Annotated in this window: 17 protein-coding genes; 6 read left to right on the top strand and 11 right to left on the bottom strand. The window is 61.5% G+C overall.

All coding sequences use genetic code 11. The features are described from left to right. Positions 1-99: 99 nt before the first annotated feature. The 6 genes from ccoP to FKL89_RS02380 all read right to left on the bottom strand — a co-directional run bounded on the left by ccoP (position 100) and on the right by FKL89_RS02380 (position 5,791). On the bottom strand, positions 100-1,020 hold the full coding sequence (ccoP, locus tag FKL89_RS02405; protein ID WP_156861127.1) for a cytochrome-c oxidase, cbb3-type subunit III: 921 nt from the start codon (positions 1,018-1,020) through the stop codon (positions 100-102). After that, positions 1,017-1,193 carry a cbb3-type cytochrome oxidase subunit 3 gene (locus tag FKL89_RS02400; protein WP_156861126.1) on the bottom strand — a complete coding sequence of 59 codons (177 nt, stop codon included), beginning with the start codon at positions 1,191-1,193 and terminating at the stop codon, positions 1,017-1,019. Before FKL89_RS02400 ends, ccoP begins: the two co-directional genes overlap by 4 nt. A 5-nt stretch (positions 1,194-1,198) precedes the next feature. Beyond that, the gene (ccoO, locus tag FKL89_RS02395) at positions 1,199-1,813 is read right to left on the bottom strand and encodes a cytochrome-c oxidase, cbb3-type subunit II (RefSeq protein ID WP_156861125.1); all 615 of its coding nucleotides are present in this window, start codon (positions 1,811-1,813) and stop codon (positions 1,199-1,201) included. A gap of 15 nt (positions 1,814-1,828) precedes the next feature. Continuing rightward, positions 1,829-3,283: a cytochrome-c oxidase, cbb3-type subunit I gene (gene ccoN, locus FKL89_RS02390; protein ID WP_156861124.1), complete on the bottom strand. Its 1,455-nt coding sequence runs from the start codon at positions 3,281-3,283 to the stop codon at positions 1,829-1,831. Positions 3,284-3,395: 112 nt separating this feature from the next. Further along, entirely contained in the window at positions 3,396-3,539 is a 144-nt protein-coding gene (ccoS, locus tag FKL89_RS02385) for a cbb3-type cytochrome oxidase assembly protein CcoS (RefSeq protein ID WP_156861123.1), read from the bottom strand. Then, entirely contained in the window at positions 3,539-5,791 is a 2,253-nt protein-coding gene (locus tag FKL89_RS02380; protein ID WP_156861122.1) for a heavy metal translocating P-type ATPase, read from the bottom strand. Before FKL89_RS02380 ends, ccoS begins: the two co-directional genes overlap by 1 nt. Positions 5,792-5,894: 103 nt before the next feature. On the opposite strand from FKL89_RS02380, the gene FKL89_RS02375 reads away from it, so the two are divergent. The 3 genes from FKL89_RS02375 to FKL89_RS02365 all read left to right on the top strand — a co-directional run bounded on the left by FKL89_RS02375 (position 5,895) and on the right by FKL89_RS02365 (position 9,156). Next, positions 5,895-6,278 carry a TraR/DksA family transcriptional regulator gene (locus FKL89_RS02375; RefSeq protein ID WP_156861121.1) on the top strand — a complete coding sequence of 128 codons (384 nt, stop codon included), beginning with the start codon at positions 5,895-5,897 and terminating at the stop codon, positions 6,276-6,278. A gap of 77 nt (positions 6,279-6,355) precedes the next feature. After that, positions 6,356-7,096 (top strand): winged helix-turn-helix domain-containing protein, encoded by a 741-nt coding sequence (locus FKL89_RS02370; RefSeq protein ID WP_156861120.1) that lies wholly within the window; start codon positions 6,356-6,358, stop codon positions 7,094-7,096. After that, the gene (locus tag FKL89_RS02365) at positions 7,093-9,156 is read left to right on the top strand and encodes an ATP-binding protein (RefSeq protein WP_156861119.1); all 2,064 of its coding nucleotides are present in this window, start codon (positions 7,093-7,095) and stop codon (positions 9,154-9,156) included. The genes FKL89_RS02370 and FKL89_RS02365 overlap by 4 nt, the downstream gene beginning before the upstream one ends. A 34-nt stretch (positions 9,157-9,190) precedes the next feature. Here the strand turns inward: FKL89_RS02365 and FKL89_RS02360 are convergent, their stop codons facing one another. Together FKL89_RS02360 and FKL89_RS02355 are read right to left on the bottom strand one after the other, a co-directional pair. Then, entirely contained in the window at positions 9,191-9,916 is a 726-nt protein-coding gene (locus tag FKL89_RS02360; protein WP_238363467.1) for a helix-turn-helix domain-containing protein, read from the bottom strand. A gap of 185 nt (positions 9,917-10,101) precedes the next feature. Further along, positions 10,102-10,569, bottom strand: a complete 468-nt coding sequence (locus FKL89_RS02355; protein WP_162527365.1) for a universal stress protein — start codon at positions 10,567-10,569, stop codon at positions 10,102-10,104. Between the two features lie 273 nt (positions 10,570-10,842). Between FKL89_RS02355 and icmF the strand changes: the two genes are divergently transcribed. Further along, positions 10,843-14,106 (top strand): fused isobutyryl-CoA mutase/GTPase IcmF, encoded by a 3,264-nt coding sequence (gene icmF / locus FKL89_RS02350; RefSeq protein ID WP_156861117.1) that lies wholly within the window; start codon positions 10,843-10,845, stop codon positions 14,104-14,106. A gap of 3 nt (positions 14,107-14,109) precedes the next feature. On the opposite strand, the gene FKL89_RS02345 is transcribed toward icmF, so the two are convergent. Together FKL89_RS02345 and FKL89_RS02340 are read right to left on the bottom strand one after the other, a co-directional pair. Next, the gene (locus tag FKL89_RS02345; protein WP_156861116.1) at positions 14,110-14,517 is read right to left on the bottom strand and encodes a PIN-like domain-containing protein; all 408 of its coding nucleotides are present in this window, start codon (positions 14,515-14,517) and stop codon (positions 14,110-14,112) included. After that, entirely contained in the window at positions 14,514-15,212 is a 699-nt protein-coding gene (locus FKL89_RS02340) for a DUF433 domain-containing protein (RefSeq protein ID WP_156861115.1), read from the bottom strand. Before FKL89_RS02340 ends, FKL89_RS02345 begins: the two co-directional genes overlap by 4 nt. A 181-nt stretch (positions 15,213-15,393) precedes the next feature. On the opposite strand from FKL89_RS02340, the gene FKL89_RS02335 reads away from it, so the two are divergent. Then, positions 15,394-15,612, top strand: a complete 219-nt coding sequence (locus FKL89_RS02335) for a hypothetical protein (RefSeq protein ID WP_156861114.1) — start codon at positions 15,394-15,396, stop codon at positions 15,610-15,612. Between the two features lie 208 nt (positions 15,613-15,820). Further along, complete coding sequence (locus tag FKL89_RS02330; protein ID WP_156861113.1) at positions 15,821-16,270, top strand: DUF2214 family protein; 450 nt, start codon at positions 15,821-15,823, stop codon at positions 16,268-16,270. 198 nt (positions 16,271-16,468) lie between these two features. Here FKL89_RS02330 and FKL89_RS02325 read toward each other — a convergent pair whose 3' ends face one another. Continuing rightward, complete coding sequence (locus tag FKL89_RS02325; protein WP_156861112.1) at positions 16,469-17,263, bottom strand: SDR family oxidoreductase; 795 nt, start codon at positions 17,261-17,263, stop codon at positions 16,469-16,471. Positions 17,264-17,270 lie beyond the last annotated feature (7 nt).

Here is a 17,270-nt window from a genome sequence, read left to right as displayed (position 1 = left end):
GCGCTCGGCGGAGGTTACTCCGCCGAGGGTGTTGCGATCAACCGCAGTTGATCATAGCCGCCGGAACAAAACCGATTTCCGCCCCGGCATTGTCAAGCCCTACTTCTTGGGGGCGGCGCCTTGCTCCTGTGACTGGGCATAAACGTACGCCGCCAGCAGATGAACGCGTGGCTCACCAAGCAGATCCTTGTGTGCCGGCATCTGCCCCTGACGACCCTTGGCGATCGTTTCGGTCACCGTTGCCAGGCTACCGCCATACAACCACACGTTGTCGGTCAGGTTCGGGGCCCCGAGCGCCTGATTGCCCTTTCCTTCCGGACCGTGACACGCAGCGCAAGTGGTCTTGAACGTCTCTTCACCACGTTTGGCAGCGTCCGCCGCCGTTGAGCGGCCCGAGAGCGACAACACATACTGCGCGACGTCGGTGATCTGCTCGGGCTTGAACGCGGCACCAAACGGCGGCATCGCACCGTTGCGGCCTTCCATGATGGTCTGCTTGATGCCTTCCGGCGTACCCGGGTACAGCCAGTCACCGTCCACGAGATTCGGGAAGCCCTTGGACCCACGCATATCGGTGCCGTGGCACTGTACGCAATAGGTCTGGAACAGTCGGCCACCAATCTGCAGCGCGCCCTTGTCGGCCGCGACGGTCTTCACGTCCTGCTTGGCGTAGGCGTCAAAGATGGGGTCGAACTCGGCCTTGGCCTGTTTCACTTCATCTTTGTACAGCGAATCGGTACTCCAGTTGAGCAGGCCAGGGAAGACGATCAGACCCGGATACAGGATCAGATAGCCGAGCGAGAAGAAGACCGTGATGTAGAACAGGTTCGACCACCAGCGCGGCAGCGGGTTGTCATACTCACGCAGTCCGTCCCACTCGTTGTGCCCGTGCAGCTTGGGGTCGCCGCCGTGCTCCTTCTTGACGCTGTTGGCCCGCAATACCCAAAGACACACGGCGAGGCTGACGAGTGTCAGGATGGCGACGTACCAGCCCCACCCCGGTGACAGTAGTTCTTTCATTTTTGTACTCCTCGGGCGGCAGACGGAACGTGCGGATCGTGATCGTTGTCGGCAAGCAGATCGCCAACGGCGAGCTGCCCCTTCTCCTTGCTGCCCGGCCGCCATGCCCACCAGACAATACCGATGAAGGTAGCGAAGGAAATCACGGTGAACGCGCTTCTGAGTTCTTCCATGATGATCAGCCTTTCACCGTCTTCAGTTGCGTACCGAGACCCTGCAGGTAAGCGATGAGAGCATCCATCTCGGTCTTGCCTTTGATGGTTTCGCCTGCCTTGGCGATTTCTTCATCCGAATACGGATGGCCGAGGATCTTCAGCGCCTTCATGCGGGCCGAGACATCCGGACCACCGATCGGGCGATCAAGGAAGGCATACGGCGGCATGTTCGATTCCGGAACCACATCGCGCGGATTGGTCAGGTGCAGACGATGCCAGTCGTCGCTGTAGCGGCCGCCGACACGGGCGAGGTCCGGGCCGGTGCGCTTGCTGCCCCACTGGAAGGGACGGTCATAGACGAACTCACCCGCAACCGAGTACGGGCCATAGCGCTCGGTCTCGGCGCGGAACGGACGGATCATCTGCGAGTGGCAGTTGTAGCAGCCCTCGCGAACGTAGACATCGCGACCGACCAGGCGCAGCGGCTCGTATGGTTTGAGACCAGCAACCGGTTCAATCAGGTTTTTCTGGAAGAACAGCGGGACGATCTCGACCAGACCGCCGATGCTGACCACGAGGATGACGAGCGCGATCAGTAGTCCTGTCTTGCGTTCGATGGTGTCATGTGTAATTGCCATTGTTGTTCTCCTCGATTACGCAGCGACCGCCGTGCCAGCCGCCGGAGGCGGCACTACCGCCTTTGATACCTTGGCACCGCGCACCGTCATGTACACGTTGTAGGCCATGATGAACATGCTGCCGAGATAGAGCGCACCGCCGAGGAAGCGGATGAACCAGAATGGGTAGCTGGATTTCACCGATTCGACGAAGCTGTAGGTCAGCGTGCCGTCCGGGTTCACTGCGCGCCACATCAGGCCCTGCATGACACCCGAGATCCACATCGATGCGATGTAGAGCACGATGGCGAGCGTGGCGATCCAGAAGTGGATTTCGATCAGCTTGGTGCTGTGCATCTTTTCCTTGCCGACCAGACGCGGAATCATGTAGTAGATCGCGCCGATGGAGACGAATGCGACCCAGCCCAACGCGCCGGAGTGCACATGGCCGACCGTCCAGTCGGTGTAGTGCGACAGGGCATTGACCGTCTTGATCGACATCATCGGGCCTTCGAAGGTCGACATGCCGTAGAACGAAAGCGAGGTGACCAGGAACTTCAGGATCGGGTCATCGCGCAGCTTGTGCCAGGCGCCTGACAGCGTCATGATGCCGTTGATCATGCCACCCCACGATGGCGCCAGCAGCACCAGCGAGAACAGCATGCCGATCGACTGCGTCCAGTCCGGCAGCGCGGTGTAATGCAGGTGATGCGGACCGGCCCACATGTAGGTGAAGATCAGCGCCCAGAAGTGCACCACCGAAAGACGATACGAGTAGACCGGACGTTCGGCCTGTTTCGGCACGAAGTAGTACATGATGCCAAGGAAGCCGGCGGTCAGGAAGAAACCCACCGCATTGTGGCCGTACCACCACTGGATCATGGCGTCCTGCACGCCCGCATAGGCCGAGTAGGACTTGGTCAGCGAAACCGGCATTTCGGCGCTGTTGACGATGTGCAGGATGGCAACCGTCAGGATGAAAGCGCCGAAGAACCAGTTGGCAACGTAGATGTGTGAGGTCTTGCGTTTCGCGACCGTCCCGAAGAACACCACCGCATAGGAAACCCACACAACCGCGATCAGCAGGTCAATCGGCCACTCAAGCTCGGCGTACTCCTTACCGCTGGTCATGCCCAGCGGAAGCGTGACAGCCGCCAGAACGATGATCAATTGCCAGCCCCAGAATGTGAATGCGGCCAGCTTTGGCGCAAACAGCGGGGTATGACAGGTTCGCTGCACCACGTAGTAAGACGTTGCGAACAAGGCGCAACCGCCGAAGGCGAAGATCACGGCATTGGTGTGCAGCGGACGCAGGCGGCCGTAGCTCAAGAACTCGTGAACGTTAAGTTGCGGCCATACCAGCTGCGAGGCGATGATCACCCCCACCAGCATGCCGACGATGCCCCAGACCACCGTCATCAGGGCAAATTTGTATACAACGCTGTAGTTGTATACCTCTCCATCAGCGCCTAACGCGCGAGTGTTCCCCATCGTTTGACTCCATTCTCATGACGCATTACTACAAGCAGAAACAATAGCCCCGACTGGAAGTAGGGACTTTGACGACAATCAATCGCACTGCAACATTTTTTTTGCGCATCGACTAACGGTCGTCATCTTCAACAACGCTGCGACCGTGGCGCTCAAGGTCGTCAAATTGGCCGGACGTGGTCGACCACCAGAATGCGGCGCCGATGATCACGGCAAGCACCAGCGCCAACGGCACCAGAATAAACAGCGACTCCATCAGCGCGCCACCGCCGGGTCCGAAAATTTCTCCCGACCACCGCCGAGTCGCATGACATTCAGTAGCACAATCGCCGAACTGCCCGCCATGCCAACGCTGGCAACCAGCGGATTGACGGCACCAGCGATGGCAAATGGAATGGCCAGCAGGTTGTAGGCAATCGCCCAGCCAAAGTTCCAGCGCACCACCTGAACCACGCGCCGCGCATAGGCGACGGCCTCCGCAACCGGCAATAATCCAGGTGACTCGCAAATCAGGTCAGCACTTGCCTTCGCCGCATCGGTTGCCCCATGAACCGCGATGGCAACATCGGCGCCGGCAAACCCTACGCTGTCGTTGACACCGTCTCCGATCATGACCACTATGCGCCCCTCCTGCCGCAAGCGCTGCACCCGGGCGGCCTTGCGCTCCGGCGATGCACTGCCTTCCGAAACTTCGATGCCCAGGGTACGTGCAACGGCGGCAGCACGTTCCGGATGATCGCCGCTAAGCAGTTCCACCTGCCCGCTCGCCAGCAACTGCTTCACCAGTGCCGACGCATCTTCGCGCAGTCGTTCCGAAAGATCAAGCGCGCACACCGCGCCTTCATCGTCTGCCAGCCAGAGGCGCCGGTCGCTGCGCAAGCACTCGTCATTGAGGCCGACGTAGTCCGCCCGACCGAACCGGTAAGCACGTCCGGCGATGCGCCCGGAAACACCATGGCCGGGCTGCCAGTCAGCGTCAGTCACGACGACATCAAATGCATGGGCGCCGCGCAGCGCCACAGCAAGCGGGTGGTTGGCTGCCTGCTCCAGCGCAGCGATTACGGTCAGCGCCCGCTGTTCCGGATAGCCAGGACGCAATTCGCTGACCCGCGCCACTGCGGGATCGGACAGCGTTCCGGTTTTGTCCAGCAAGAAGGCGTTGCTGCGGGCAAGGCGCTCGAGCGCGGAAGCACGGCGCAATACGACACCACGGGCGAGCAGGCCAGAGAAGGCTCGCGCATGCGCAGCCGGGGCCGCCAGCGCCAGGGCGCAGGGACAGCTGATGATCAGCACCGCAATGGCGCGTTCAGTAGCAGTGGCAACGCCCGCCGGCAGCAGCGCGACAAAGGTGCCAATTGCCAGCAAAAGCAACGCTGGCATGAAGTAACGTGCGACGATGTCGGCAAATGCCAGCGTCTCGGGTTTGGTCGCGTTGTCGGCGAGCAGCAGCAAGCGTTGTTCGGTGCTGGTCGCGGCCGTGGCGGTTGCTCGCACGGTGATCGGCGCGCCCAGATTGATGGCGCCAGCAACGACGTTTTCGCCACGCTGACGACGGACGCTCACGGACTCGCCGGTCAGCAGGGATTCGTCGCAGAGGGCGATCTCGCTGTCGAGCCGACCATCCACAGGGATTGCTTCGCCCGTCCGCACCCAGACACGGTCCCCCGGTTGCAGCGCGTCTACGTCTGTCGGGACCATCCGAACCCCATCAACCCCCTCCTGCACACGCAAGGCCTGGCCACGGGAAGCCGCGCCAGCGGCCTGCTGGATCACTGCCTGATTGCGTTCGCGCTGCTCCCACTCCAGCCAGCGCACGCCAAGCAGCAGGGCAACAAACATGGCCACCGAGTCAAAGTACAGCGCGCCAGTGTTGGCCAGCAGATGCCACACCGACCCAGCGAAAGCCGTCACGGTGCCCAGCGTAATGGCGCAATCCATGCCAGGGCGCCGTAGCCGCAGCTCGCGGGCCGCCCCCTGGTAAAACGGCCTTGCACTCCACCACATCACCGGTAACACCAGCGCCAGCGCCGACCAGTCCAGCAAAGGCGCCAGTTCAGGTTCAATGTCGGTTCCTGCAAGGAATCTCGGCAGCGTGAGCATCATGATCTGCATGGCGCAGAAGGTCGCCAGCCCGAAGCCCCAGATACGACGATGCCGCTGCCTGCGTACGATTTCGGCCCGGTTCTCGCTACCGGCCGCATCGGCCGAGTAGCCCATGCGCTCAATGCATCGGAGCAAGCTGTCCAGCGTCACCTGTGCTGGATCAAAGCTGATCTGGGCCCGCTGGGTCGCATAGTGAACCCGGGCGGACTGCACCCCGGGCTGATCACGCAGGGCTTGTTCCACCGTCACGGCGCAGGCCGCGCAGTGCATGTCAAAAACGTCAACCACGCACGATGCGCGGCTCAGCGCGGGCGTGCCAAATGCGCCAGACGACGCCGCGTCCGCAGCCGGCGGCGTTGACAACAGGGAATCCGGCGCGGCGGCGCAGCTTGCAGGTGACGACATCGGACACAAGGCTAAAGTTGGCTAGCCGCGCGTGTGTTGATGTCCATCAAGGCAACCGGAAGGCGGCGGACACATCATTCGCGGCCAAGGCAGGAATGATGATATGTCGCAGTTTGCACTCACCACAAGACAAATTGATGATCTGAAGCAGTTGCTGCAGCAGCACGAAAGGCAGCTGCAGACCACGCTCGATAGCGAACTGCACGCCGATGATCGCACCCACACGTCAATTACCGGCGGCAGCGATGCCGACTGGGCGACGGCAGATGCCGAATCGGACGACCTGCTGGCGCGCGCCGAGCGTGATGCCCGCGAGCTTGCCGCCACCTCCGCAGCGCTGGAAAAAATCGCCGAAGGTACTTACGGTGTCTGTGAGGCCTGCGGCGAAGCGATTGGCTACCCGCGCCTGCTGGCCTACCCCGCAGCCCGGCGCTGCCTGGCCTGCCAGCAAAAGGCCGAAACTAGGGCAACGTCCAGTCGTAGCTGAGCGCAACCGCCCATCCCGGTTACGGCTGCGGCGCGACATAATGACGCATTCCCCGCGTCTGTATTGCGCCCAATCCGTTGAACAGCTCATCGCCGCTCCGCGTTCTTGTCGTCGACGACGACGAAGATATTCGCGATCTTGTGTCTACTTACCTCGGTTCACAGGGTATCGCGGTGTTTGAGGCGAGCAGCGAAGCCGGCCTGCGGCTGCAGATCGCCGAACACTCACCGGAAGTCATTCTGCTTGACGTTAACCTCGGCGCCGAGGACGGTTTCGCCATCGCGCGCCGGCTGCGGGCGGACTGGCATGGCGGCCTGCTGATGGTTACCGGACGCGGCGACATGATCGACCGTGTTGTCGGACTCGAAATCGGAGCCGACGACTACGTGACCAAGCCGTTTGAGCTGCGCGAGCTGTTGGCCCGCATCCGGAGCGTTGGCCGCCGGTCAGCGGCTGGTGCCTCCCCGGCGGTCAGCCCTGCGAGTGAAACCAATGCCGCTGATGCCATCGCCTTCGACAATTTTGTGCTCGACCGCCAGCGCAGGGAGCTGCGCGACCGCAGCGGCAACCCGATCACATTGACCACCGGTGAGTATGAGCTGCTGCTGGTCCTGCTGGAACAGGCAGGGCACATCCTGAGCCGTGACCAGCTGTTGCAGAGGACACATCACCGGGACGCGGGGCCATTCGATCGCACCATTGACGTGCAGATCGGTCGCCTGCGCAAAAAGCTGGGCGACAACGGCAAGGAGCCGCGATTGATCAAGTCCGTTCGTGGCGCCGGTTACATGCTGGCAACGACACCGCACAAACGATGAAACGCGCACCCAACGCCGCCCCAGCGCCCGGCGACCTGTACAAGGCACTGTTTGACTTTGCGCCCGATGCCATTCTGGTAGTTGACGCTGCCGGGCGTATCCGGCTCAACAACGCGGAGGCCGAACATCTGCTTGATGCCGCTCCGGGCGAGTTGCACGGGCTTCCGGTCGAGCGCCTGATCCCGATGTCATCACGGCGGGCGCATGTTCCCCTGCGAGAACAGTTCGTTGCACAGAAATTGCGGCGACCAATGGGGGTCGGCCGCACGCTGCGTGCCATCAAGCTGAGTGGTCGCGAGTTCCCCGTCGAGATATCCCTGGCACCGACCCAAACTTCGTCGGGCACCGAGGTCATCGTGACCATGCGGGACGTCACTGACCGACTGCTCGCTCGTCAGAAGGAGCGCGAGCTCGAGCGGGCGAAGGCGCTCACCCGGATCAGCCAGCTTGCGCTGCGTGAGCGGCACTTCGACGCGATTGGCGATCAGGCGACGCAATTGGCCGCGCCGCCTCTGGCGGCCGATGCGGTGCTGCTGTTGCGCAAGGCGCCTGGCGCCAACACCGCAACCTGCACTAGCGCCGCTGGACCGCTGGCCGCGCCACTGCTCGGTTTTGTTGTGACCGATACCGACGCATTGTTGTGTGGTTCGATTCTGCGCTCGGGAGCGCCAGCACTGGTCGGTGATGTCCAGACCAGCAACATCAGTATCTGGCCCGATCTCATCAACGCCGGCATGCGCTCACTAATGCTGGCGGCGATCGGTGACCGCGCCGATCACCATAGCGTGCTGGTCGCTGCGTCGCGCACACCACATCACTTTGCCACCGACGACATTGCTTTTCTTGAAGCGATCGCCAACATCGCCTCCAACGCGTTGCAACGTGCGGAAGTTGAAGACAAGCTCTTGATGTCGCAACGGCTTGAATCGCTCGGCCAGCTGACCGGTGGTGTCGCCCACGATTTCAACAATTTGCTGACGGTGATCTCCGGCAACCTGCAAATCCTGGAAGACATGGCACTGCCCGACCCGTTCGCGCAACGTGCCATCGCCTCGGCGCACCGCGCGGCGCGGCGTGGTGCAGAGCTCACCGGCAAGCTGCTCGCATTTTCCCGGCGCCAGACCTTGTTGCCGGCGCCGATACGCATCCCTGAGCTGTTGTCGGCATTCCGCGACCTGCTGGCAAGGACCCTCGGGCCCAACATTGAAATCATCGTAACGACCGATCCCGAGCTTCCGCTGGCGCTGGCAGACAGCGGACAACTGGAGACGGCGTTGCTCAATCTCGCCGTCAATGCCCGCGACGCCATGCCCGCAGGTGGCAAGCTGGGTATCGAAGCCAGCGAAGTGGTGCTCGAAGGCGGCGGTGCCGACGAAACCGACGATCTGAGGGCTGGCAGGTATGTACGGCTCAGTGTCTCCGACACCGGCACTGGTATGTCGCGCGAAACCCTGGCGCGTGCATTCGAGCCCTTCTACACGACAAAGGCCGTCGGCAAAGGCAGCGGGCTCGGGCTCAGCATGGTCTATGGCTTTGCCAAACAAAGCGCCGGACACGTCACCGCATACAGCGAAATTGGTGTGGGAACGACCATCAATCTGTTCTTGCCAGTAGCCGAGGGGATATCGCTGCATCGCGACCCATCATCACGCAAGGCTACTGCCTCCCTCGCTGGCAACGAGACAGTGCTGGTGGTCGAGGACGATCCCGATGTCCTGGCGGTTGCCGTGCGCTTCCTGCAGTCCCTGGGTTATCGCGCATTCACTGCGACCAACCGTCGCACGGCGAGCACCCGAGTGCGCGCGCACCCGGACATCGCACTGCTGTTCACTGATGTCGTCCTGCAAGGCGATGAAACCGGCCCGCGCGTTGCGGCGTCACTGCAGAAAATCAAGCCCGACCTGCGTGTGCTCTACGCCTCAGGCTACGCAAAGAGTGCGCTGCCGCTGCAGCTCGGACTCAATGACGAAATCGCCTTTCTGCGCAAGCCCTACTCTCGCGACCAGCTTGGACAGGCGGTCCGCAAAGTGCTGTCAGACGAGCCCGACGGCAAGCGGTAGTCAGCCCCGGCAGCACAGTTGCCGGGGTCAACAATCAGTTCATCGTTTGCGAATGCGCCAGTGATGCCAGCGCGTCCATGTCGAGCAACTCGATGTCGCGACGTGTCACCTTGAGCAAACCAAGCTTCTGGAAGCGCGAGAACACGCGGCTGACAGTTTCCAGCGTCAGACCAAGGAAGCTGCCGATTTCGGCACGCGTCATGCGCAACATGAAGCGGCGGGCCGAGAAACCACGCGCCGAGAAGCGTTGCGACAGATCAAGCAGGAACGCAGCGACGCGTTCGTCGGCATTGAGCAGGCCAAGCGCAGCCAGCCAGCCGTGCTCGTCACGCAGCGCAGCACTCATGCGGTGATACAGGAAGCGGGACACAGCCGGGTTTTCTGCCGCAAGCGCCTCGATGGCTTCAAACGGAATTTCCACCACGGCACAGAGGTCAAGTGCAATCACCGTCGTCGTGTGTACGCCGGCGTCAATCGCTTCCATGCCAACGATGTCGCCCGGCATCGGGAAGCCGAGAATCTGCTCACGACCGTCTTCCTGGATCAGCATCCGCTTGGCGGCACCCGATTTGACAAAGAAGACTGAACGGAAAGGATCACCGGCACGATGGATCGCTGTGCCTTCGGTAACGACGCGGGCACGGCCGAGAGCGACAACCTGCTCCAGCACGGCGTCGCGCGACGCGTTGCGTGAGGCAGCCATCAGACCCGTGTTACCGACGCGGAACTGCTGCGTGACTGGTTGAATGTGTGACTGCATGACTGACTCCTGATTGCATACCGATCTGGCATGAATCAACTATCTCCGCCGTCTGCAAACCATTGATGAACGCTCGGTAACGGTTTGTAACAACCATTCCGTGAGGTGGATGCAGAGGGGGTGGCCCGCGGAGTCCGGCGCGGGCCGTGGGCGGCGCGATGGAATCGCGCCGGATGAACGGGAATCTAGGCGTCTTTCGCCATCGTGGCGTCGCGGTAAACCAGCACCGGCACGGACGAAATCGGCAGCAGACGGCTGGTCACGCTGCCCATCACGAAGCGGCCGACCGCACCGCGTCCGTGTGTGGCGATCACCACCAGGTCGCAACCCTTGTCATGGACGGTCTTCTCGATGAGCATCTCGGGACGTGAACTGACGGCATGGGCCGTCTCGCAGGCCACACCTGCCGCGTCGGCAATCTTCTTGGCGTCCGCAAGCATCTTGCTGCTGCCGTCCGTGACGCTTTTCTCAAACGCGATCTGCGTCTTGTCGTCGACCATCGAAATCTCGGCCGCATAGGGCGCGATATACGGCGCCATGCCATGCAGGAACACCACCTGTGCACCCACTTCCTTGGCGAGCTGAACACCGGTTGCGGCCGCCCGCAGCGAGAGATCAGAGCCATCGACGGGGATCAAAATCTTCTTGAACATGGAGGACTCCTGTTGCGATGAGTTATTGGTACAGGGCGTAATGTGGCCCCACTGCGGGCGTTGCCCATTGACGTAGAACAACGATCCGTGTGGTGAGCCACGGCGTCCACTGTGGCCTGGCGCATACCCTGACATCGATCAAGTTCGATCAGGCTGCGAACCGCACGATACGCAAGCGGCAGCGTCCACACAAGTTGACGTTAACGTCAACTTGTGCCGGTTTTCTGCGACAATTTCGGGCAAACGGGCCGAGCCGGGCCGATGGAGGAACGCATGTCCAATCTCGACACCAAGCATCTCGTCTACAAACCGAAGAACAAGGTGCGCTTTGTCACTGCGGCCAGTCTGTTTGACGGGCACGATGCGTCGATCAACATCATGCGCCGCATCCTGCAGGGCTCCGGCTGCGAGGTCATCCATCTCGGCCACAACCGTAGCGTGAAAGAGGTAGTCGACGCCGCGTTGCAGGAAGACGCCCACGGCATTGCGCTCTCCAGCTATCAGGGCGGGCACGTCGAATATTTCAAGTACATGATCGACATGCTGAAGGAGGCCGGCGCCAGCCACATCAAGGTGTTCGGCGGTGGCGGTGGCGTCATCGTGCCGGCGGAGATCAAGGAGCTGCATGCCTACGGCGTAGCGCGCATCTTCTCGCCCGAGGACGGCGCGAGGCTCGGATTGCAGGGCATGATCAACGACATGATCGCCGCCTGCGACCAGAACCTCGCCGAGAAGCCATTGACGCTTGATGCGTTGAAATCCGGCGATCGCAACGCGCTGGCCCGCTGGGTCACCTTGCTCGAAGCAGGCGCCGTGGACGCCGCCACACTGAAAGCGCTGCACGATGCCGTCGCGACAAAGACCACGCCCACGCTGGGCATCACCGGCACCGGCGGTGCCGGCAAGTCCTCACTCACCGACGAGCTGGTACGCCGCTTCCGCATTGACCAGAACGACGCGCTGAAGATCGCCATCATTTCGATCGATCCGTCGCGCCGCAAATCGGGCGGCGCACTGCTGGGCGATCGCATCCGCATGAACGCGATCAATCACGGCAACGTCTACATGCGATCACTGGCGACGCGCGATTCCGGTGGTTCGGAAATCTCGAAAGCGCTGCCAGACGCCATCGCAGCCTGCAAGCTCTCCGGCTTCGACGCGATCTTTGTCGAAACCTCCGGCATCGGTCAGGGCGACGCAGCCATCGTGCCGCATGTTGACGCGACGCTTTACGTAATGACCCCCGAGTTCGGTGCTGCCAGCCAGCTCGAGAAGATCGACATGCTCGACTTCGCGGATTTCGTTGCCATCAACAAGTTCGACCGCAAGGGCGCGCAGGATGCGCTGCGTGACGTGCGCAAGCAGGTGCAGCGCAACAAGGAGGCGTGGAACACTTCGCCAGACCAGATGCCGGTGTTCGGCACCATGGCCAGCCGCTTCGCCGATGACGGCGTGACGGCGCTGTATCAAGCGGTCGCTCCAGTGCTGGTGGCAAAGTCGAAAGGCGCTTTGAAACTGGCGGCAGGCAAGCTGGCGCCGGTCACCACGCATGCGTCCTCGCAGACGCATGCCATCGTGCCAGCCCCGCGCGCGCGCTACCTTGCCGAGATTGCCGACACGGTACGCGGCTATCACCGCTGGACGGACGGCCAGGCGCGGATTGCGCGGGAACGGCAGCAGCTTGCCGCCACAAAGCGCATGCTGATCGAGTGCAAGGACGCCGTACCGGCGACCATCGACACGCTGATCGAACACAAGACGCAGGCGCTCGACCCGCGCGCCAAGAAGCTCCTCGATATGTGGCCACAAACCGTCGCCAGCTACACTGGCGACGAGTACATCGTGAAGATCCGCGACAAGGAAATTCGCACCGGCCTCACCTACACGTCACTCTCCGGCACCAAAATCCGCAAGGTGGTGCTGCCGCGCTACGAGGACGAGGGTGAAATCCTCAAGTGGCAATTGAAGGAAAACGTCCCCGGCAGCTTCCCGTTCACGGCGGGCGTGTTCGCCTTCAAGCGTGAGAACGAGGACCCGACGCGCATGTTCGCGGGCGAGGGCGATGCCTTCCGCACCAACCGCCGCTTCAAGAAAGTATCTGAGGGCATGCCTGCCAAGCGCCTGTCCACAGCGTTCGACAGCGTTACGCTGTACGGCAACGACCCGGCGATCCGCCCCGACATCTACGGCAAGGTGGGCAACTCGGGCGTGTCGATCGCCACCGTCGAGGACATGAAAGTGCTCTACGACGGCTTTGACCTTTGTGCGCCGAACACGTCGGTGTCGATGACCATCAACGGCCCGGCGCCGACGATCCTCGCGTTCTTCATGAACACCGCGATGGAGCAGCAGCTCACCAAGTTCCGTGCTGACAACAGCCGGCCACCGACCGACGACGAGCTGGCCAAGATCAAGGCGTGGACGCTGGAGAACGTACGCGGCACGGTGCAGGCGGACATCCTGAAGGAAGACCAGGGCCAGAACACCTGCATCTTCTCGACCGAGTTCTCGCTCAAGGTGATGGGTGACATCCAGCAGTATTTTGTGCAGAACAAGGTGCGCAATTTCTACTCGGTGTCGATCAGCGGCTATCACATCGCCGAGGCCGGGGCCAACCCGATCTCGCAGCTCGCGTTCACGCTGTCGAACGGCTTCACGTTTGTGGAGGCCTACCTCGCCCGCGGCATGCACATTGATGACTTCGCGCCGAACCTGTCGTTCTTCTTCAGCAACGGCATGGACCCGGAATACACCGTGCTCGGCCGCGTGGCGCGCCGCATCTGGGCGGTGGCGATGCGTGAGAAATACGGCGCCAACGACCGCAGCCAGAAGCTCAAATATCACATCCAGACCAGTGGCCGCAGCCTGCATGCGCAGGAGATTCAGTTCAACGACATTCGCACCACGCTGCAGGCGCTGATCGCCGTCTACGACAACTGCAACTCACTGCACACCAACGCCTTTGACGAAGCGATCACCACGCCCACCGAGGAATCAGTGCGCCGCGCAATGGCGATCCAGCTCATCATCAACCGCGAATGGGGCCTGGCCAAGAACGAGAACCCGAATCAGGGTGCGTTCATCATCGACGAACTGACCGACCTCGTTGAGGAGGCCGTGCTGCGCGAGTTCGAAGCCATCAGCGAGCGCGGCGGCGTGCTCGGCGCGATGGAGACGGGCTACCAGCGCGGCAAGATTCAGGAAGAGTCCATGTTCTACGAGCACAAGAAACACGACGGCTCGTACCCGATCATCGGCGTCAACACCTTCCGCAACCCGCATGGCGATGCGGTTCCCGAGACGCTGGAGCTCGCCCGCTCCACCGACGAAGAAAAGCAGAGCCAGTTGAAGCGCCTGGCCGATTTCCACACCAAACACGCCAGCGCCGCTCCCGCCGCCCTCGCCAAGCTCAAACAAACCGCCATCAACGGCGGTAACGTCTTCGCCGAACTGATGGAGGCCGTGAAGGTCTGCTCGCTAGGTCAGATCACCGACGCACTGTTTGAGGTGGGGGGGCAGTATCGGAGGAGTATGTGACGGCTAGAGGCGAATTTGCTCAAACTTGCCAGTGTGTCGCCAAGGTACTCTTACGGCCGCCTTTTGACTGTTACGTGCGTAATCAACAATTTTGGGCCACCACATCACCAGTTGGGCAGACTTTTGCCAATATCGCTGACTTGACCAAGCTCTTTGCAAGACGAATACGTTGAACCCCTCACGACGCAGCAGCTCACGTTCCGCGTTGCTTTTTCGGAAGTTATCCGTTGAGACAACGTTCCAACCGCCCTCCGCAGCAAGCTCAGACATCCACTCAACATCAATCGTATTCGGGGCAAAACGGTCTCGCAAAGCAACAACACAATCAACCGGTAAGTCGCTGTCGCGCGAAAGCGCGTCTAGCGCTCGTGCGAGCGCTGGCGGAAGATTGTTGTCAACGAGAAATTTCAAGCCGCCAGTCGTTCTTCAAATCGAACAGCAGATTCAACTTGTCGCCTATCGATCTCCAAGATCTTCGCTGTGCGCACTGCATCCTTATCTTCTGCCAGATAGGTTGAGTAAACAGCACCGGTCGGTACGCCAACGTCCACAACGTGTGGCTTTCCGAATGCAATAGTCGGATCAAGCGCAATTGATTTCACTCTCGCATCGGGAAACCACCTGCGAGCCGCAGTGCCGCTGTACTCGATACCAGCGTAAAGCGAAGGTCTGATTACAGATCCAAAGGCAAATTGGCGGCTCTTTAGATTCAACAGAGCCCCGTCTTCTGCACTTTTCAGAGCATCGCGGTAGATGGTGCGACCATCAGTCAAAAATCTATGCGCGGTAAATGGGTAATCGATACCAAATAGGTCACGCGCTGACTGCAGGCAAGAACGAATAACAATTAAGGGAACGCCCGCCTTCACAAACTCGCCCACAACACGAGCTTCAAGCAAATCATGAAAACCGACTACTGGCTCGGAAAAAGTTTCGCTGGAATATTGAGATCGCCACAAAGGCGCTGAAAAATTTTTGCCGTCGCGACCAAGACGGCTCGCATACGAATACCCAAAAAGCCACCGACGGAGCGAACGCGCCTTCACGCCCGTAAGCCTTTCAGCTTCGTGCAAGGCGTAAATTCCGAGTGCCGCTTTCCTGTTCATTTCGGCGAATTATCTCCGATATGTCAGCAGCCAACATATTGAAAGGGTGATATCTCACTTACTAGCCCATTGTGTGAGGTTTACCGCACGAACAAAGCCGTCTCGTATCAGCTTGTCGCCAACGCTCGCCGTACCACGCGCTGCGCTACTATCCGCTCATCGTCCACGAGTAGCGTTCAGCATGTCTACCGATCAAATGCCAGGCACTGATCCTTTGGCCGTTGAATGCGAACCCACCGATGCCGAGCTTGCGGAGGTGATGGCCGATGTGGCGCGTGTTGCCGGTGAGAAGCGCGCGGCGGCCGCCGAGCAGGCAAAGGGGCGGTTTGCTGCGGAAGTTCGCGCCGCTGAGGCTCGCGCCGCGTACCTGCGCAAGCAGTTCAACGTGCCGCGCCTCTAGGGGCAGTGATGGCGGGTGAGCGTCACCCGCGTCTGATTGTGTTCGGAGATTCGACTAGTGATAAGTCCGTCATCAACTGGGTGTGGCTGGCGCACGCGGCGAGGCAGGATGTTCACAAACACCGCAATGCGCCGGACTGGGCGCAATTGATTGCGGGCCAATTGGCTGCGATGATTGATACCCCGTCCCCTGCCGACAAGAGCGCATCATGACCACCGACGCCCTGCTAGCCATCTTCCATCACCTGTTCGCGTTCGGCCTGGTCGGTCTGATCATGGCGGAGTGGGCGATCTTGCGCGGGCCGCCGTCGGCGGATGTGTTGCCGCGCATTGCCAAGATTGATTTGTTCTACGGCATTGCAGCGGTGGGGCTGCTGATCGTCGGTGCGCTGCGCGTGATCTATGGCGCGAAGGGCTACGCGTTCTACACCGGCAATCCGGTGTTCTGGTTGAAGGTTGGTTTGTTTGCGCTGGCCGGGTTGCTGTCGGTGCCGCCGACTATTCGCTTCATCCGCTGGTCACGCGCCTTGCGGGCAACTGGCGCCTTGCCCGACGCCGCAGAGTGGCTGACCACGCGCAAGCTGGTGGTGTGGGAGCTGCACGCGCTCTCCGGCGTGATGATCTGCGCGGCGCTGATGGCGCGGGGGATCGGGCACTAGCTGATCTAACGCCGACGCGTGGGCAACGAGTTGCCCACCCTACGGAACCAAGCGCTGAGTTCGCGACCGTCCAGACCGCAAGCGTCCCGACCTACTCGTGTCGATGTAGCTGCGATCGAGCGTTGCGGAATTGAGGCTACGAGTGACTTTGTCGCGCGTTCATGGTTCGACAGGCTCACCACGAACGGATGTGACGCGCTACACCACCATCGGCGTCAGCGCGCCATCCATCGCCACCAGCGCGCCGTTGATGTAGCTGGCGCGGGCTGACGCAAGGTAGACGACCGCGTCGGCGATTTCTTCGGGTTTGGCGAAGCGGCCGAGCGGCAGGCTCTTGTTGGCTTTCGCGATGGCTTCTTCCACGCTGACACCCTGCTGGCGCGCTTCAGCCTGCATGCCTTCGGCGAGGCGTTCGGTGAAGGTGCGGCCGGGGTTCACCGCGTTCACGCGCACACCCTTGCCGGCATATGCGGCGGCGAGCCCGGCGCTGGCGAGCATCAGTGCGGCATTGGCGGCGCCGCCCGCGAGATGGGTGACGGCGGCGACTTTGCCACCGGAGCCGATCACGTTGACTACGGCGCCGCTGCCGCGGTCGCCCATGCGCTTGATTAGCGGGTTGGTGACATGGATGTAGGTGAAGAATTTGGCCTGCATGGCGTCGTGCCACGCGGCAGCGGTGAGCTCGGCAGCGGGCGTGCGTTTGGCGGCGCCGGCGCTGTTGACTAGCACGTCCACCACGCCAAAGTCACGTTCGACGACGTCCACCATCTGCTCGGCTGCGGCGGCATCGCGCAGGTCGGCAGCGATGATGTTGACGATGGCGTTCTTGTTGGCAGCGCGCAGCGACGCCTGCGCCGCCTGCAAGTGCGCTTCGCTGCGCGACACCAGCGTAACGCGCGCGCCCTCCGCCAGAAACGCCGCCGCGCAGGCAAGGCCGATGCCTTTGCTGCCACCGGTGATGAGAACGTGTTTGCTGCTGAGTTCGAGATCCATGGGTGAT

It is taken from the genome of Casimicrobium huifangae (assembly GCF_009746125.1).
Lineage (GTDB): Bacteria > Pseudomonadota > Gammaproteobacteria > Burkholderiales > Casimicrobiaceae > Casimicrobium > Casimicrobium huifangae.
This window is presented reverse-complemented; position numbering and strand designations above follow the sequence as displayed.

Bases quoted from the DNA above. Each gene is read 5' to 3' on its own strand.
- FKL89_RS02365 (WP_156861119.1), top strand. From the start codon at position 7,093: ATGAAACGCGCACCCAACGCCGCCCCAGCGCCCGGCGACCTGTACAAG.
- FKL89_RS02335 (WP_156861114.1), top strand. From the start codon at position 15,394: ATGTCTACCGATCAAATGCCAGGCACTGATCCTTTGGCCGTTGAATGC.
- ccoS (WP_156861123.1), bottom strand. From the start codon at position 3,539: ATGGAGTCGCTGTTTATTCTGGTGCCGTTGGCGCTGGTGCTTGCCGTG.
- FKL89_RS02360 (WP_238363467.1), bottom strand. From the start codon at position 9,916: ATGCAGTCACACATTCAACCAGTCACGCAGCAGTTCCGCGTCGGTAAC.
- FKL89_RS02340 (WP_156861115.1), bottom strand. From the start codon at position 15,212: ATGAACAGGAAAGCGGCACTCGGAATTTACGCCTTGCACGAAGCTGAA.
- ccoP (WP_156861127.1), bottom strand. From the start codon at position 1,020: ATGAAAGAACTACTGTCACCGGGGTGGGGCTGGTACGTCGCCATCCTG.
- FKL89_RS02330 (WP_156861113.1), top strand. From the start codon at position 15,821: ATGACCACCGACGCCCTGCTAGCCATCTTCCATCACCTGTTCGCGTTC.
- FKL89_RS02400 (WP_156861126.1), bottom strand. From the start codon at position 1,193: ATGGAAGAACTCAGAAGCGCGTTCACCGTGATTTCCTTCGCTACCTTC.
- FKL89_RS02355 (WP_162527365.1), bottom strand. From the start codon at position 10,569: ATGTTCAAGAAGATTTTGATCCCCGTCGATGGCTCTGATCTCTCGCTG.
- ccoN (WP_156861124.1), bottom strand. From the start codon at position 3,283: ATGGGGAACACTCGCGCGTTAGGCGCTGATGGAGAGGTATACAACTAC.
- FKL89_RS02380 (WP_156861122.1), bottom strand. From the start codon at position 5,791: ATGTCGTCACCTGCAAGCTGCGCCGCCGCGCCGGATTCCCTGTTGTCA.
- FKL89_RS02375 (WP_156861121.1), top strand. From the start codon at position 5,895: ATGTCGCAGTTTGCACTCACCACAAGACAAATTGATGATCTGAAGCAG.
- icmF (WP_156861117.1), top strand. From the start codon at position 10,843: ATGTCCAATCTCGACACCAAGCATCTCGTCTACAAACCGAAGAACAAG.
- FKL89_RS02325 (WP_156861112.1), bottom strand. From the start codon at position 17,263: ATGGATCTCGAACTCAGCAGCAAACACGTTCTCATCACCGGTGGCAGC.
- ccoO (WP_156861125.1), bottom strand. From the start codon at position 1,813: ATGGCAATTACACATGACACCATCGAACGCAAGACAGGACTACTGATC.